At 45.3% G+C, this 15,300-nt stretch carries 15 protein-coding genes and 1 tRNA gene; all 16 read right to left on the bottom strand.

Features of this window, described 5'->3' with window-relative positions; translation table 11 throughout:
• Positions 1-25: 25 nt before the first annotated feature.
• Positions 26-400 carry a 30S ribosomal protein S12 gene (gene rpsL, locus ABTQ23_RS01910; protein WP_131912226.1) on the bottom strand — a complete coding sequence of 125 codons (375 nt, stop codon included), beginning with the start codon at positions 398-400 and terminating at the stop codon, positions 26-28.
• A 240-nt stretch (positions 401-640) separates the two neighbouring features.
• Entirely contained in the window at positions 641-922 is a 282-nt protein-coding gene (gene tusB, locus ABTQ23_RS01905) for a sulfurtransferase complex subunit TusB (protein WP_408613924.1), read from the bottom strand.
• On the bottom strand, positions 922-1,278 hold the full coding sequence (gene tusC / locus ABTQ23_RS01900; RefSeq protein ID WP_408613923.1) for a sulfurtransferase complex subunit TusC: 357 nt from the start codon (positions 1,276-1,278) through the stop codon (positions 922-924). Before tusC ends, tusB begins: the two co-directional genes overlap by 1 nt.
• The gene (gene tusD, locus ABTQ23_RS01895; protein WP_408613922.1) at positions 1,275-1,658 is read right to left on the bottom strand and encodes a sulfurtransferase complex subunit TusD; all 384 of its coding nucleotides are present in this window, start codon (positions 1,656-1,658) and stop codon (positions 1,275-1,277) included. The genes tusC and tusD overlap by 4 nt, the downstream gene beginning before the upstream one ends.
• Entirely contained in the window at positions 1,658-2,041 is a 384-nt protein-coding gene (locus ABTQ23_RS01890) for a RidA family protein (RefSeq protein ID WP_408613921.1), read from the bottom strand. Before ABTQ23_RS01890 ends, tusD begins: the two co-directional genes overlap by 1 nt.
• Before the next feature lie 139 nt (positions 2,042-2,180).
• Complete coding sequence (rpoC, locus tag ABTQ23_RS01885) at positions 2,181-6,380, bottom strand: DNA-directed RNA polymerase subunit beta' (protein ID WP_408613920.1); 4,200 nt, start codon at positions 6,378-6,380, stop codon at positions 2,181-2,183.
• 80 nt (positions 6,381-6,460) lie between these two features.
• Positions 6,461-10,492, bottom strand: coding sequence for a DNA-directed RNA polymerase subunit beta (rpoB, locus tag ABTQ23_RS01880; RefSeq protein WP_408613919.1), 4,032 nt, complete (start codon positions 10,490-10,492; stop codon positions 6,461-6,463).
• A 224-nt stretch (positions 10,493-10,716) separates the two neighbouring features.
• Entirely contained in the window at positions 10,717-11,085 is a 369-nt protein-coding gene (gene rplL / locus ABTQ23_RS01875) for a 50S ribosomal protein L7/L12 (RefSeq protein ID WP_408613918.1), read from the bottom strand.
• Positions 11,086-11,142: 57 nt separating this feature from the next.
• Positions 11,143-11,637 (bottom strand): 50S ribosomal protein L10, encoded by a 495-nt coding sequence (gene rplJ / locus ABTQ23_RS01870; RefSeq protein ID WP_408613917.1) that lies wholly within the window; start codon positions 11,635-11,637, stop codon positions 11,143-11,145.
• A 256-nt stretch (positions 11,638-11,893) separates the two neighbouring features.
• Positions 11,894-12,595, bottom strand: a complete 702-nt coding sequence (gene rplA, locus ABTQ23_RS01865; protein WP_408613916.1) for a 50S ribosomal protein L1 — start codon at positions 12,593-12,595, stop codon at positions 11,894-11,896.
• A gap of 4 nt (positions 12,596-12,599) precedes the next feature.
• The gene (gene rplK, locus ABTQ23_RS01860) at positions 12,600-13,028 is read right to left on the bottom strand and encodes a 50S ribosomal protein L11 (RefSeq protein WP_408613915.1); all 429 of its coding nucleotides are present in this window, start codon (positions 13,026-13,028) and stop codon (positions 12,600-12,602) included.
• Between the two features lie 125 nt (positions 13,029-13,153).
• Positions 13,154-13,699, bottom strand: coding sequence for a transcription termination/antitermination protein NusG (nusG, locus tag ABTQ23_RS01855; RefSeq protein ID WP_408613914.1), 546 nt, complete (start codon positions 13,697-13,699; stop codon positions 13,154-13,156).
• Entirely contained in the window at positions 13,700-14,080 is a 381-nt protein-coding gene (gene secE, locus ABTQ23_RS01850) for a preprotein translocase subunit SecE (protein ID WP_408613913.1), read from the bottom strand. It lies immediately after the preceding gene.
• Between the two features lie 99 nt (positions 14,081-14,179).
• Positions 14,180-14,256 (bottom strand) — tRNA-Trp (locus ABTQ23_RS01845).
• Between the two features lie 155 nt (positions 14,257-14,411).
• Positions 14,412-14,795, bottom strand: coding sequence for an SMU1112c/YaeR family gloxylase I-like metalloprotein (gloA2, locus tag ABTQ23_RS01840; protein WP_408613912.1), 384 nt, complete (start codon positions 14,793-14,795; stop codon positions 14,412-14,414).
• A gap of 24 nt (positions 14,796-14,819) precedes the next feature.
• A complete protein-coding gene (locus tag ABTQ23_RS01835) occupies positions 14,820-15,236 on the bottom strand; it encodes a hypothetical protein (RefSeq protein WP_408613911.1) in 417 nt (138 codons plus the stop codon).
• Positions 15,237-15,300: the final 64 nt, after the last annotated feature.

The following is a 15,300-nucleotide window of genomic DNA, read 5'->3' as shown; positions in this document are numbered from 1 at the left end:
TTTGGCCTTACTTAACGGAGAACCATTAAGATTTTGGCCGTTTCGCACCGTATTTAGAACGACCTTGACGACGGTCATTTACGCCAGCACAGTCTAATGCGCCGCGAACAGTGTGATAACGAACACCTGGTAAGTCTTTAACACGACCACCACGAATCAGAATAACTGAGTGTTCCTGCAAGTTGTGGCCTTCACCACCAATGTATGAAGTTACTTCATAGCCATTAGTTAAGCGAACACGTGCAACTTTACGCAGTGCTGAGTTAGGTTTTTTTGGTGTAGTGGTATATACACGAGTACATACACCACGACGTTGTGGGCACGCTTGCAAAGCCGGTACGTTGTTTTTAACAACTTTAGGGCTACGCGATTTGCGAACCAACTGGTTAATAGTTGCCATTGAAAATAGCTCCTGGTTCAAATTTTTTAAACATGTGAAAAATCCCCCGCAATTAGCGGGAGGCGAAATTTTATTCGCTTAAGCTAACAGAGTCAAGATATACGGCACGCTTTAATGAGTGATATCACAGGCAACAGAGCCACTTATTCACAAAACATCAAGGACCTTGGTTATGTGCTCTTTTAGAAAGCTAATTTTACTGCCAATTTAAGCTCTCGTCATGATATTTCACAGCCTTTGTCACCACGTTAGTGATTTATCATGCTCGGTGCTTAAGCTAACCCATTTGGCCATGTCCGCACTCTGATATGGTGCCTTAATATGAAGGCCGCGGGCATCTGTGTCATCAATGAGAATAAAGACTTGGTTTTGCTCGGCCAGTTTTTTGAGCGCTAAGATGAGATATTGCGTGAGGTAGACACCATCTTCGATTAATAGCAGCACGTCTTCTTTACCCATTTGGCAAAGGCAGCGCTCTAAATCGCTGCTCGGATAATGGCTATCGCGGTAAATATGCAGCATCAAAACCTCACTATCAGTGCGTTTTCTCTAAGCAATTTTGCAACGCCGGCATCATCAATCACTTGAACATCAATACTCAGCAAAGATGGCTCAACAGCGCGCGATAAAAGATCGCTCTCACTCACGTAGCAGTTTTCAATATCATAAAGGCTGAGCATGCCGTAAGTCGGCTCAATGTGACGCTGTAAAATAGCCTGTGGCTGTTGGCCTTTTAATAATTGCCAAACACCATCGCCTTCAAACAACACGCTTATCTGCTCACAAACCGCGGAAGCGGCTAACACTGCATCGAGTCCTTCTCGAGCAAACGAGCTGCCATGAGGGGCATGAGTAAGGATAAATAGCATCGATTTCATAGCTGCATGACCCTATCAGCTTGCTGCATAGCAATCGTCATTTCGGCAAGACCGGCCACCTGAAACGGTTCATGAATATTAAACATCGCGTGTTTTGCTTGCGATGAATCAATATAACCACGCCGCGCACCGGCACTCACGCACACTAATAGCTGACATTTAGTTTGCTCACAGAGCTCACACCAGAGCTTATAGATATCATTTTCATCAGATGCTGGTGACAAAAAGCTGTTTGCGTTGGATGTGCCATCTAAATAAAAGAACACTGACTTAAGAATATGCCCTTGCTCAGACACAGCTTTAGCAAAACGCAAAGCACTGGCACTACCTTGTTGACCGTAGGCCGCACTCGTCACCAGCAATGTATAGGTCAATGACATTATTTTAAGCAGGCAATCGCTTCAACTTCGACCAGAACATCTTTTGGTAAGCGCGAGACTTCAACACAAGAGCGCGCTGGCGGAGTTTCCTTGAAGTATGTTCCATAGACTTCGTTAAATGCAGCGAAGTTATTCATGTCACTTAAAAAACACGTTGTTTTAACCACAGTTGAGTGGTCGGCACCCCCTGCTTCTAAAACGGCCATCAGGTTATCTAACACCTGTTTTGCCTGTTCTTTAATACCACCTTCGACCAAAGTCATGGTTTTTGGATCAAGCGGAATTTGGCCTGAAGCATAAACAATCCCATCAACTTTAGTTCCCTGTGAATACGGTCCGATTGCAGCAGGTGCATCATCGGTAGATATAATCTGTTTTCCCATAATAAATTCCTAACATTATCAATGTTGCTAAAAAGTTAGTCTGTGCAGCTTCAGTGCTGTTGTCAATAACTAGCCACACAAAACAATAAGGCGACCCGAAGGCCGCCTTAAGCAATTAAAACCAATAAAAGGTTGTGCGTTATTCGCCCTGATCGGCTGCGTTAAGCAAGTCTGCCAGATTCTGTTCTGCTTCATCAGCAGTAATCTGTGGTGCTGGTTCGTTGCGGCTACGGCGTTGCTGATGATAAGCAAAGCCAGTACCTGCTGGAATCAATCGACCAACAATAACGTTTTCTTTCAGGCCGCGCAGTTCATCCTGTTTACCGCTTACTGCAGCTTCAGTCAATACGCGAGTAGTTTCCTGGAACGATGCCGCTGAGATAAATGACTCAGTTGACAGCGATGCTTTGGTAATACCCAACAGTTCGCGTTGGAAAGTTGCGCCCTGTTTGCCTTCAGACTCTAGACGACGGTTTTCGATGTTAACGCGTGCCACTTCAACCTGTTCACCAGGTAAGAAGTTACTATCACCAGCATTGCTGATGATACATTTACGCAGCATCTGACGAACGATCGTTTCAATGTGTTTATCATTGATTTTCACGCCCTGCAGACGGTAAACGTCTTGCACTTCGTTGACGATATAAGCAGACACCGCATGGATACCACGCAGACGCAAGATATCGTGTGGTGATTCTGGACCATCGGCAATTACTTCACCTTTCTGGACTTTTTCACCTTCGAACACGTTCAGGTTACGCCATTTAGGAATCATTTCCTCGTATGGGTCACCATCGGTCGGGGTAATAACCAGACGACGTTTACCTTTAGTTTCTTTACCGAAGCTAATTGTACCGTCGATTTCCGCCAGAATAGCTGGTTCTTTTGGCTGACGAGCTTCGAACAAGTCGGCAACTCGTGGCAGACCACCGGTAATATCTTTAGTACCGCCAGATTCCTGAGGAATACGGGCCAGTGCATCACCAATGCTAACCTGCGCACCATCTTCGAGGTTTACAATCGCTTTACCTGGCAAGAAGTATGATGCAACCACATCAGTACCAGGGATCAACAGATCTTTGCCATCGTCATCAACCATTTTCACCATTGGACGCATTTCTTTACCTGCGCCAGAGCGTTCGTTAGCATCCATCACGACGATGCTAGACAAACCTGTCAGCTCATCGGTTTGGCGACTAATGGTTACGCCTTCAATCATATCAACAAATTTAATATGACCTGCTACTTCAGTGATAATTGGGTGAGTATGTGGGTCCCAGTTAGCAACGATATCGCCTGCTTTAACTTCACCGCCATCTTGCGCTTCAAGGATACTACCGTAAGTCAGTTTATGACTTTCTTTAGTACGACCCATTTCATCGATGATGGTCAGTTCAGTTGAACGCGATGTGATAACCACTTTACCTTCAGCGTTTTTCACATATTTGGCGTTGTGCAGTTTCACAGAACCAGAGTTTTTCACCTGAATGTTACTTTCTGCTGCCGCACGAGATGCCGCACCACCGATGTGGAACGTACGCATGGTCAGCTGTGTACCAGGTTCACCGATTGACTGTGCGGCAACAACCCCAACAGCTTCACCAATACCAACCTGATGACCACGAGCCAAGTCACGGCCATAACATTTAGCACAAACACCGTAGTCAACCTGACAGCTAATGACCGAGCGAACTTTAACGTGATCAACTGAGTTAGTTTCTAAAATATCACACAGTTTTTCATCAAGCAGAGTGTTACGCTCAACCAAGACTTCATTATCTGTACCTGGTTTGATAACGTCTTCAGCAACCACACGACCCAGTACACGTTCACGCAATGGTTCAACTACGTCACCGCCTTCAATTAACGGAGTCATCGTTACGCCATCGTGAGTACCACAATCGTCTTCAACGATGACTAAGTCTTGAGCAACGTCAACCAGACGACGAGTCAGATAACCAGAGTTCGCTGTTTTCAGTGCCGTATCGGCCAAACCTTTACGAGCACCGTGGGTTGAGATGAAGTACTGCAGTACGTTCAGACCTTCACGGAAGTTCGCAATAATTGGCGTTTCAATAATAGAGCCATCAGGTTTTGCCATCAGACCACGCATACCAGCGAGCTGACGGATCTGAGCGGCACTACCACGAGCCCCAGAGTCGGCCATCATATAAATACTGTTAAACGAGTCTTGGGTTTCCTCTGCACCGTCACGGTTAATCACTGTTTCGGTTGAAAGGTTAGCCATCATCGCTTTAGACAATTTATCGTTGGCAGTTGCCCAGATATCGATCGCTTTGTTATAGCGTTCGCCTGCTGTTACCAAACCGCTTTGGAACTGTTCTTGAATTTCAGTTACTTCAGCTTCTGCATCACCAATAATCTGTGCTTTTTCTGGTGGGATTTCCATATCGTTAATACCGATAGAAATACCAGACAGCGTTGCATAGTGATAACCGGTGTACATCAATTGGTCAGCAAAAATAACCGACGCTTTAAGGCCCAGTCGACGATAACAAACGTTGATCAATTTTGAGATCTGTTTTTTACCCAGTGCTTTGTCCAGCAGTGAGAAAGGCAGACCATCAGGGAAAATCAGCCACATAATGGCACGACCAACGGTGGTGTCTTTTAATTCAATTTTTTCAATACGTGAACCGTCTTCAGCCACTTCGACTTCACGGATACGTACTTTGACTCGCGCATGCAAGTCAACCACGCCGGCACGATAAAGCTTCTCAGCTTCTTTCGGACCTTCGAGGTACATCCCTTCACCTTTAACGTTAATTTTCGGGCGAGTTGCATAGTACAAGCCCAAGACAACGTCCTGAGAAGGAACAATAATTGGATCACCGTTTGCTGGTGACAACACGTTGTTCGTTGCCATCATCAATGTACGGGCTTCAAGCTGAGCTTCCAACGTCAATGGAACGTGGACAGCCATCTGGTCACCATCGAAGTCGGCGTTATACGCAGCACACACCAATGGGTGCAACTGCATTGCTTTACCTTCAATCAGCACCGGTTCGAAAGCCTGAATACCCAAACGGTGCAATGTTGGTGCACGGTTGAGCATGACCGGATGTTCGCGGATAACTTCTTCTAAGATATCCCAAACTTCACCACCTTCGCGTTCGACCATTTTCTTAGCCGCTTTGATGGTAGTGGCAAGGCCACGAGCTTCGAGTTTGCCGTAGATAAATGGTTTGAACAGTTCAAGTGCCATTTTCTTAGGCAGACCACACTGATGCAAACGCAGGTATGGACCAACCGTAATCACTGAACGGCCAGAGTAATCCACACGTTTACCCAGTAAGTTCTGACGGAAACGACCTTGTTTACCTTTGATCATATCGGCCAAAGATTTCAGAGGACGTTTGTTAGAACCTGTAATCGCACGACCACGACGACCATTATCCAGCAGTGCATCAACGGCTTCTTGCAGCATACGTTTTTCGTTGCGCACGATAATATCAGGAGCCGCCAAGTCCAACAGTCGTTTCAGACGGTTGTTACGGTTAATCACGCGGCGATACAGATCGTTCAAATCAGACGTTGCAAAACGACCGCCATCCAGTGGCACCAATGGACGCAGATCAGGTGGCAATACAGGCAGAACGGTCAAGATCATCCATTCTGGTTTGTTGCCAGACTGATCAAACGCTTCCATTAATTTCAGGCGTTTAGTCAGTTTTTTACGTTTCGTTTCAGAGTTAGTTGAACCCAACTCTTCACGCATAACTTCGATTTCTTTAGCCAAGTCAATCTGGCGCAGCAAATCAAGTACCGCTTCGGCACCCATTTTTGCTTCGAATTCGTCACCGTATTCTTCTAATGAATCAAGGTACTGTTCTTCAGTAAGCATCTGACCACGTTCAAGCGTCGTCATGCCTGGTTCAGTCACTACAAATGATTCAAAATACAGAACACGTTCAATGTCACGCAGTGTCATATCCAGCAGCAAACCGATGCGTGATGGCAGCGATTTCAAGAACCAGATATGTGCAACTGGCGAAGCCAGTTCAATGTGGCCCATACGTTCACGACGAACTTTGGATTGAGTTACCTCAACACCACATTTTTCACAAATTACACCACGGTGTTTCAGGCGTTTGTACTTCCCACACAAACACTCGTAATCTTTTACCGGACCAAAAATCCGGGCACAGAACAGACCGTCGCGTTCAGGCTTAAAAGTCCGGTAGTTAATCGTTTCCGGTTTTTTTACTTCACCGAATGACCAGCTACGGATCTGATCTGGTGAAGCCAGACCAATTTTGATCCCTTCAAACTCTTCGGTCTTATTTTGTTGCTTAAGAAACTTAAGTAAGTCTTTCACGTTTCTCTCCAGTGTGGAGTCAAACCTAGCGGGAGGTGCAAGCACGCTCCCACAAAATTGATTCACCCGTTAAACGACGGCTATTCTTGATCCAGCTCGATGTTGATACCGAGCGAACGGATCTCTTTGAGCAATACGTTAAATGATTCTGGAATACCTGGTTCCATTTTATGGTTACCATCAACGATATTCTTATACATCTTCGTACGACCGTTCACGTCATCTGATTTAACAGTCAGCATTTCCTGCAACGTATAAGCTGCACCGTATGCTTCCAGAGCCCACACTTCCATCTCACCGAAGCGCTGACCACCGAACTGAGCTTTACCACCCAGAGGCTGCTGAGTAACCAGACTGTATGAACCTGTTGAACGTGCATGCATTTTATCATCCACCAAGTGGTTCAATTTCAGCATGTACATGTAGCCAACAGTGGTCTGGCGTTCAAATGGCATACCAGTACGACCATCGTACAATTGGATCTGACCAGAATCTGGAATATCAGCTAAACGAAGCAGTTCTTTAATCTCTGGTTCATGGGCACCATCAAACGCAGGGGTTGCCATTGGCACACCTTTACGCAGGTTCTGCGCCAGAGTCAGTAGCTCTTCATCGCTGTATTCATCCAAGTTAACCTGCTGACGAGTATGACCTAAGTCGTATACTTTCTGGATGAACTCACGGATTTTCGCCAGTTCAATGCCACGTTGATCTTTAAGCATTGCATCAATTTTCTCACCGACGCCTTTCGCCGCCATACCCAAGTGGGTTTCGAGAATCTGACCAATGTTCATACGTGATGGTACCCCAAGTGGGTTCAACACGATGTCAACCGGACGACCAGTTTCGTCATAAGGCATATCTTCACGAGGTACGATAATTGAAACCACACCTTTGTTACCGTGACGACCCGCCATTTTATCCCCAGGCTGAATCCGACGTTTCACGGCCAGATAAACTTTAACGATTTTCAGCACACCTGGTGCTAAATCATCACCTTGGGTAATTTTGCGACGTTTAATATCGAGTTTTTTCTCAAAATCAGCTTTGAGCTCATCGTACTGCTGAGCAATCTGTTCCAGATGAGTCTGGGCATCTTCATCGATAAGGGCGATTTCAAACCAGTCAGCTGGTTTCATGCGACCTAAATCGGCTTCAGATTTGCCAGCACCTAACAACACTGATTTAGCACGAGCTAAAATCCCTTCTTCAAAGATTTTAAACTCTTCTGTCAAGTCTTTCTTCGCTTCGCGCAGCTGTGCATCCTGAATATCGATTGCACGTTTATCTTTTTCAACGCCATCACGAGTGAAGACCTGGATATCAATCACGGTTCCGTAAGTTGAGTTCGGTACACGCAGTGATGTATCTTTCACATCAGATGCTTTTTCACCGAAAATCGCTCGCAACAGTTTTTCTTCCGGAGTCAGCTGGGTCTCACCTTTAGGTGTAACTTTACCAACTAAAATATCGCCCGGTTTCACTTCTGCGCCGACATACACAATCCCGGATTCATCCAGTTTGCTTAAAGCAGATTCACCAACATTCGGGATATCCGCAGAAATTTCTTCTGGCCCCAACTTGGTGTCACGAGCAATACAAGAAAGCTCTTGAATATGAATCGTGGTGAAACGATCTTCTTTAACTACATCTTCATTAAGTAAGATGGAGTCTTCATAGTTATAACCATTCCAAGGCATGAACGCGACGCGCATGTTCTGACCTAACGACAACTCACCTAAGTCAGTTGATGGGCCATCCGCTAATACATCACCTTTCATAACTGGCTCGCCTGTTTTAACAACAGGGCGCTGGTTAATACAAGTGTTCTGGTTTGACCGGGTATATTTAGTCAATGTGTAGATATCAATACCCGCTTCGCCTGGACGCAGCTCGTCTTCGTTAACTTTAATCACGATACGTGAAGCATCGGCATAGTTAACAAAGCCGCCACGTTTAGCCACCACAGTTACACCAGAGTCAACGGCAACCGCACGTTCAATCCCAGTACCAACCAGTGGTTTATCCGCACGAATAGTCGGAACCGCCTGACGTTGCATGTTCGAACCCATCAAGGCTCGGTTTGCATCATCGTGTTCAAGGAACGGAATCAGCGATGCCGCAACAGAAATAATCTGCTGAGGTGATACGTCCATGAACTGAACCTGATCCGGCGTCATATATGTGGATTCACCACGGTGACGACAAGGAACCAGTTCGTCAGTCAAACGACCGTCTGCATCAAATGGTGCGTTTGCCTGAGCAATGACATATTTACCTTCATCAATTGCTGACAAGAACTCAACATCATCAGAGATGACACCATCATTAACTCGGCGATAAGGTGTTTCTAAGAAACCATAATCATTAGTACGAGCATAAACCGCCAATGAGTTAATCAAACCAATGTTTGGTCCTTCAGGCGTTTCAATTGGGCACAACCGACCATAGTGGGTTGGGTGTACGTCTCGCACTTCAAACCCGGCACGTTCACGAGTCAGACCACCCGGACCTAATGCAGAAATACGACGTTTATGCGTCACTTCTGATAGCGGGTTGTTCTGGTCCATAAACTGTGACAGCTGAGATGAACCGAAGAATTCTTTAACCGCTGCCGAAATTGGTTTAGCGTTAATCAGATCCTGTGGCATCAGCGAATCAAGATCGCCAAGGCTCAAGCGTTCACGAACGGCGCGCTCTACGCGAACCAAGCCAACGCGGAACTGGTTTTCAGCCATCTCACCGACACTACGAATACGACGGTTACCAAGGTGGTCGATATCATCGACTTCACCATGACCGTTACGAATGTCGATCAGTGTTTTCATAACAGACAGGATATCGGTTTTATCCAAAATACCTGCTTCATTACCGTCTTCACGGCCAACACGGCTGTTGAATTTCATCCGGCCAACAGTCGAAAGATCGTAACGATCGGTACTGAAGAATAAGTTTTCGAACAACGATTCTGCAGCTTCGCGTGTTGGTGGCTCACCTGGGCGCATCATACGATAAATTTCAACTAATGCTTCAAGGCGGTTAGTTGATGAATCGCTGCGCAGGGTGTCAGAAATAAACGCACCATTATCCAAATCATTGGTATAAATGGTGGTTAGTTTAGTAAAGCCAGCTTGCGATAAACCCGCAACCAGCTCTAATGTTAATTCAGTATTGGCACTTGCAACTACTTCACCAGTTGATTCATCAACATAGTCATGAGCAAGTACTTTGCCTGCTAAATATTCCAGCGGAACTTCAAGCTCACTGACGTTTGCTTTTTCCAGCTTACGAATATGACGGGCAGTAATTCGACGACCTTTTTCTACCAATGTGTCGCCTTCGAGAAGAATATCGAAAGACGCAACATCGCCACGTAAACGTGAAGGAACAAGTTCCATCCAGACTTTGCCGTCACGGATTTCAAAATGAGTCGTATCGAAGAAATAGTTCAGGATTTCTTCGCTGCTCATATCCATTGCACGCAAAATAATAGTTGCAGGCAATTTACGACGACGGTCAATACGCACAAATAGGTTATCTTTAGGATCGAACTCAAAGTCCAACCAAGAACCACGGTAAGGGATTACTCGTGCGTTATACAGAACTTTCCCTGAGGAATGCGTTTTACCACGGTCATGATCAAAGAAGACCCCAGGACTACGATGCAACTGTGACACGATAACCCGCTCGGTACCATTAATCACGAATGTACCGTTTTCGGTCATGAGAGGAATCTCTCCCATGTACACTTCTTGCTCTTTGATATCCTTGACAGTGCCCGCTGGTGCATCTTTATCATACAGCACCAGCCGTAGTTTCACCCGCAATGGAGCAGAATAGGTAACTCCTCGGATTTGACATTCTTTAACATCAAATACCGGTTCACCTAAACGGTAACTCACATACTGCAACTCTGAATAGCCAGAATAACTAGCTATTGGGAAAACACTACGAAACGCTGCTTCCAGGCCATACTCGCCTTCAGGATCGACTTCGATAAATTTCTCGAAAGAGTCAAGCTGGATAGATAGCAGGTAAGGCGTATCCACTACTTGAGGACGTTTCCCGAAGTCCTTACGAATGCGTTTTTTCTCTGTATAAGAGTAAACCATATGGTTCCTCAGCTCGCTGATAAGTGACCCACTCTGTCCTTTGACGGGACAGTTCTAACTTACGTCATTTCCTAATTTGAAGTATGCAGAGAATGCATACTTAAGGCGCAAGATAACCGATTGAAATGACGTGAAATTACCGGCATCCTACAGCGCAAAAAGGCCGGTGATTAAAAAATCACCAGCCAATGCCTTATTCAGGCTGTAATCTACAGTATAGCAGATTACTTAACTTCAACTTCAGCACCAGCTTCTTCAAGCTGAGCTTTAAGCTGTTCAGCTTCTTCTTTAGAAACGGCTTCTTTAACTGGAGTAGGTGCAGCTTCAACCAAAGCTTTCGCTTCTTTAAGGCCAAGACCTGTTGCGCCACGAACAGCTTTAATAGCTGCAACTTTGTTCGCGCCAGCCGCTTTCAGGATAACGTCGAATTCAGTTTGTTCTTCAGCTGCAGCAGCTTCGCCTGCACCACCGGCAACAACAGCAGCAGCTGCAGTTACGCCGAATTTTTCTTCCATTGCTTCAATTAATTCAACTACGTCCATTACTGACATTTCAGCAACAGCTTCGATGATTTGGTCTTTAGTGATAGACATGACTCAAAATCCTAAATCTTATATAAAAATTTAAACAGTTAAGCAGCAAAATGCAAATTAAGCTGCCACTTGCTCTTTCTGATCGCGAATTGCAGCAATGGTACGAACCAATTTGCCTGCTGCAGCTTCTTTCATAGTAGCCATCAACTTCGCGATAGCTTCGTCGTAAGTTGGCAGTTTCGCCAGAACGTTTACGTCTGCTAATGCACCTTCAAATGCTGCAGCTTTAACTTCGAAGTTGTCTTGTGCTTTTGCAAAGTCAGCGAACAGACGAGCCGCAGCTCCTGGATGTTCGTTAGAGAATGCAATCAGGGTTGGACCTTTAAAGGTATCAACCAGACATTCAAAGTCAGTTCCTTCTACAGCGCGACGTGCTAATGTGTTGCGAACAACACGCATGTAAACGCCTTCTGCACGAGCTTTAGCTCGTAATTCAGTCATGGCGTCTACAGTTACACCGCGAGAGTCGGCTATAACAGCAGAAAGGGCACCTTTGGCAGCTTCGTTGACGTCAGCGACAATTTGCTTTTTGTCTTCGAGTCTTAATGCCATTGGCTTTACTCCTGGATTCCAAACTAGGCAAAAACCTAGTACTAATGATCCCCTGATCGGATTAATCAGGGCTCTGTACGGCTACAGATCCAGAATAAGTCATAAAACTATTCAGGGTTCTTTCACCGTCTGCGCAGGTTATTTAAGATGCAAAACATCTCCTGCGGTCTTGGACGTGGGTTAAAACTAACCCAGACCCATAAGATAAGGCGCGCAATTGTATATCAATTGCGCAGTCCTGTAAACCTAGAATTAATTAGGCTAACTGTTCTAAAGAAGTGACATCAATAGAAACACCTGCCCCCATAGTGGTCGACAGGCTTACTTTTTTGATGTATTGACCTTTAGATTGTGCTGGTTTTGCTTTACGCAAAGCACTCAGCAGCGCTTCTAAGTTCGCTTTGATTTTGGCATCGTCAAAATCAGCTTTACCGATGGTAGTATGGATAATACCATTTTTGTCGTTACGGTAACGAACCTGACCAGCTTTAGCGTTATTAACAGCTTCAGCAACGTTAGGAGTTACAGTACCAACTTTAGGGTTTGGCATCAGGCCACGTGGACCTAAGATCTGACCTAATTGACCCACAACGCGCATTGCATCAGGAGATGCGATAACAACGTCAAAGTCCATTTCGCCAGCTTTTACTTTAGCAGCCAAATCATCCATACCAACGATATCAGCACCAGCTTCTTTAGCGGCATCAGCGTTTGCACCTTGAGTGAAAACGGCAACGCGAACGCTACGACCAGTACCGTGTGGTAAAACTGTTGCACCACGGACGTTTTGATCAGATTTACGTGCATCAATGCCTAAGTTAACAGAAGCATCAACACTTTCAACGAATTTTGCAGTTGCCAGTTCTTTTAACAGAGCAATTGCTTCATTGATTGAGTAATCTTTGGTTGCATCCACTTTTTCGCGGATAGTACGCATACGTTTAGAAAGTTTTGCCATCGTCTTAGCCCTCTACTACCAGGCCCATTGCACGGGCTGAACCTTCAATTGAACGAACCATCGCATCTAAGTCAGCGCCAGTCATATCGGCTTCTTTAACTTTAGCGATCTCTTCTAGTTGCGCACGAGTAACGGTACCAACTTTCTCTTTGTTAGGAACACCAGAACCTGATTTGATCCCTGCTGCTTTTTTAAGCAGGAATGATGCAGGTGGCGTTTTTGTTTCAAAAGTGAAAGAACGGTCACTGTATACTGTGATAACAACAGGTACTGGAGCACCTTTTTCAAGGTTATCAGTACGAGCGTTAAACGCTTTACAAAATTCCATGATGTTCACACCATGTTGACCCAGAGCAGGACCAACTGGTGGACTAGGGTTAGCAGCACCAGCTGCAACCTGTAGCTTGATATAAGCTTCGACTTTCTTAGCCATAATTACCTCTAAATTGGGTTCAAACGCCTAGGTCAAGAGTTGACTTTAGCTTCCCGATATAACAAAAGGGCAGCGGATTATAAAATATCCTCTGCCCTATCTCAACCATTTCGGTGAAAATTCGATCAGCCTTTTTCGACTTGACCAAATTCCAGCTCAACCGGAGTCGCGCGACCGAAGATCAGAACCGATACTTTAACACGGTTTTTCTCATAATCGACTTCTTCAATAGTGCCATTAAAGTCGGCAAATGGGCCATCGATAACTCGAACCACTTCGCCAGGTTCGAACAATGTTTTTGGCCGTGGCTTATCAGCCGATTCATTAAGGCGATCTAAAATCTTAGCAGCTTCTCGGTCGCTAATTGGCGCAGGACGCTCTGGTGTACCACCAATAAAGCCCATCACCCGAGGAACATTTCGCACCAGATGCCAGCTTTCATCGTTCATATGCATCTGTACGAGCACGTAACCTGGGAAGAATTTGCGCTCGCTTTTACGTTTTTGACCAGCTCGCATTTCAACGACTTCTTCAGTCGGAACCAGAACTTCGCCAAATAAATCTTCTTTGTTGTGAATTTTTATATGTTCACGCAGGGATTTAGCAACACGGGATTCGTAACCGGAAAATGCCTGCACGACATACCAGCGTTTTTTCAGTTCTTCACTCATTTAAATACTTACCCCTGTTATAAAGCTCACTGCACGAACTAATAATCCGTCCAGCCCCCACAAGACCAGTGCCACAACTGCAGACACCGCAATAACCATCAAAGTTGTCTGCATTGCTTCTTGACGGGTCGGCCAGACCACTTTACGAACTTCTGTGCGCGCTTCTTTAGCGAAAGTCCATGCAGCCTTTCCTTTTGTTGTCAGCATCGCAACACCGAATGCCAGGCCAACAGCAATCACTACACCGATAACCCGAAACAGAACAGAAACTTCTTTTGAGTAATAATAGTTACCGACCACGGATGCGGCGAGAAGAATTACGACCAATCCCCATTTTAAGCCATCCATCGACCCGCTTTGGTTCTCTGTATTCGTTGACATAAACTACCTGTTATCCCACACTTTAAACAGCGCCACTAGCGCCTTATTGACTGTATCGACCGAATCGAGATGTATCGATTAGCGGCGCACGCGCACTTCTGGCAGGGGCGGAGGGACTCGAACCCCCAACCATCGGTTTTGGAGACCGCCGTTCTACCAATTCGAACTACACCCCTGTAAAGAAAGCCCCATATTATAGGGGCTTTCGCAAAAATTGTAACCCTTTGTCGAGTACAACTCTACTTATGCTATATGATACCAGAAATCTATTGCTCTGGCAGGGTGAAAAAGCAGATATCGGTCAACTTGTGTAAAATCAGAACCTTTTTAACTACGCCTCATAAAGCTCAAGCGGTAAGTCGTCGGGATCTTTAAAAAAAGTAAAGCGCTGATTGGTGATAGGGTCTATTCGTACTGCCTCAACTGCAATGTTGTTTGCCTCTAAATGAGCAATCACAGGCTCTAGAGAGTGAACCGAAAAAGCTAAATGGCGCAAGCCCGATGCTTCAGGGTGGCTGACCCGTGCCGGAGGATTAGGAAATGAAAAGAGCTCAATCTGCCCGCCGCCTGGCAACGCTAAATCCAACTTGTATGAGTCTCTTTCATGGCGATAATGTTCGTGAATAATTTCAAGCCCTAATAGTTGGTGATAAAAATATTTTGAACGCTGATAATCACTACAAATAATCGCAACATGATGAAAGGCTTTGAACATACAAACTCCGCATATGATGGCTACTCACCCTAATGATGAGTCAACTAGCCATGAGTTAATCTTATCCGCCACCGCAAATCTATCGCTCAAATAACACTCATCCAGTGGGTTTTCCCAATTTTCATCGGCAACTTGAACAAGCTCATAAATCAGTTTGCCTTCAGCAGAGCGACGTTCAATCGTTTTCTTGGGCATTTCACGATAAGAAGGAATGTGCCAACTAAGATATCTCAAACAATACTGACTGTTCGGATTACCTTCTTCCCCCCAGCCTAAATCAATCGATTTACACAGCGCCGGATTTCGCAATAGCAAGATATCTTCTACAAAAGGATATTTCAGGAGACCTTCATCATCAAGGCGGTTTCCTACATCCACATTATAAAAATGATTCCAAACGACCTGCCATCCGGCTGTCATTTGCAAAGGCATAAGTTGCATGAGACTGACTCCTAAATTAGGCTCATCCTAAAATCAAAAAGCCACCGACAAGGGCAGCTTTTTA

This window comes from Celerinatantimonas sediminis (assembly GCF_046054195.1).
Taxonomy (GTDB): domain Bacteria; phylum Pseudomonadota; class Gammaproteobacteria; order Enterobacterales; family Celerinatantimonadaceae; genus Celerinatantimonas.
This window is presented reverse-complemented; position numbering and strand designations above follow the sequence as displayed.

Excerpts from the sequence above, each read along its gene's own strand:
- rplL (WP_408613918.1), bottom strand. The coding sequence starts at position 11,085 with ATGTCTATCACTAAAGACCAAATCATCGAAGCTGTTGCTGAAATGTCA.
- ABTQ23_RS01835 (WP_408613911.1), bottom strand. The coding sequence starts at position 15,236 with ATGCAACTTATGCCTTTGCAAATGACAGCCGGATGGCAGGTCGTTTGG.
- tusD (WP_408613922.1), bottom strand. The coding sequence starts at position 1,658 with ATGTCATTGACCTATACATTGCTGGTGACGAGTGCGGCCTACGGTCAA.
- rplA (WP_408613916.1), bottom strand. The coding sequence starts at position 12,595 with ATGGCAAAACTTTCTAAACGTATGCGTACTATCCGCGAAAAAGTGGAT.
- secE (WP_408613913.1), bottom strand. The coding sequence starts at position 14,080 with ATGTCAACGAATACAGAGAACCAAAGCGGGTCGATGGATGGCTTAAAA.
- rpsL (WP_131912226.1), bottom strand. The coding sequence starts at position 400 with ATGGCAACTATTAACCAGTTGGTTCGCAAATCGCGTAGCCCTAAAGTT.
- gloA2 (WP_408613912.1), bottom strand. The coding sequence starts at position 14,795 with ATGTTCAAAGCCTTTCATCATGTTGCGATTATTTGTAGTGATTATCAG.
- rplK (WP_408613915.1), bottom strand. The coding sequence starts at position 13,028 with ATGGCTAAGAAAGTCGAAGCTTATATCAAGCTACAGGTTGCAGCTGGT.
- tusB (WP_408613924.1), bottom strand. The coding sequence starts at position 922 with ATGCTGCATATTTACCGCGATAGCCATTATCCGAGCAGCGATTTAGAG.
- rplJ (WP_408613917.1), bottom strand. The coding sequence starts at position 11,637 with ATGGCATTAAGACTCGAAGACAAAAAGCAAATTGTCGCTGACGTCAAC.
- ABTQ23_RS01890 (WP_408613921.1), bottom strand. The coding sequence starts at position 2,041 with ATGGGAAAACAGATTATATCTACCGATGATGCACCTGCTGCAATCGGA.
- nusG (WP_408613914.1), bottom strand. The coding sequence starts at position 13,699 with ATGAGTGAAGAACTGAAAAAACGCTGGTATGTCGTGCAGGCATTTTCC.
- tusC (WP_408613923.1), bottom strand. The coding sequence starts at position 1,278 with ATGAAATCGATGCTATTTATCCTTACTCATGCCCCTCATGGCAGCTCG.
- rpoB (WP_408613919.1), bottom strand. The coding sequence starts at position 10,492 with ATGGTTTACTCTTATACAGAGAAAAAACGCATTCGTAAGGACTTCGGG.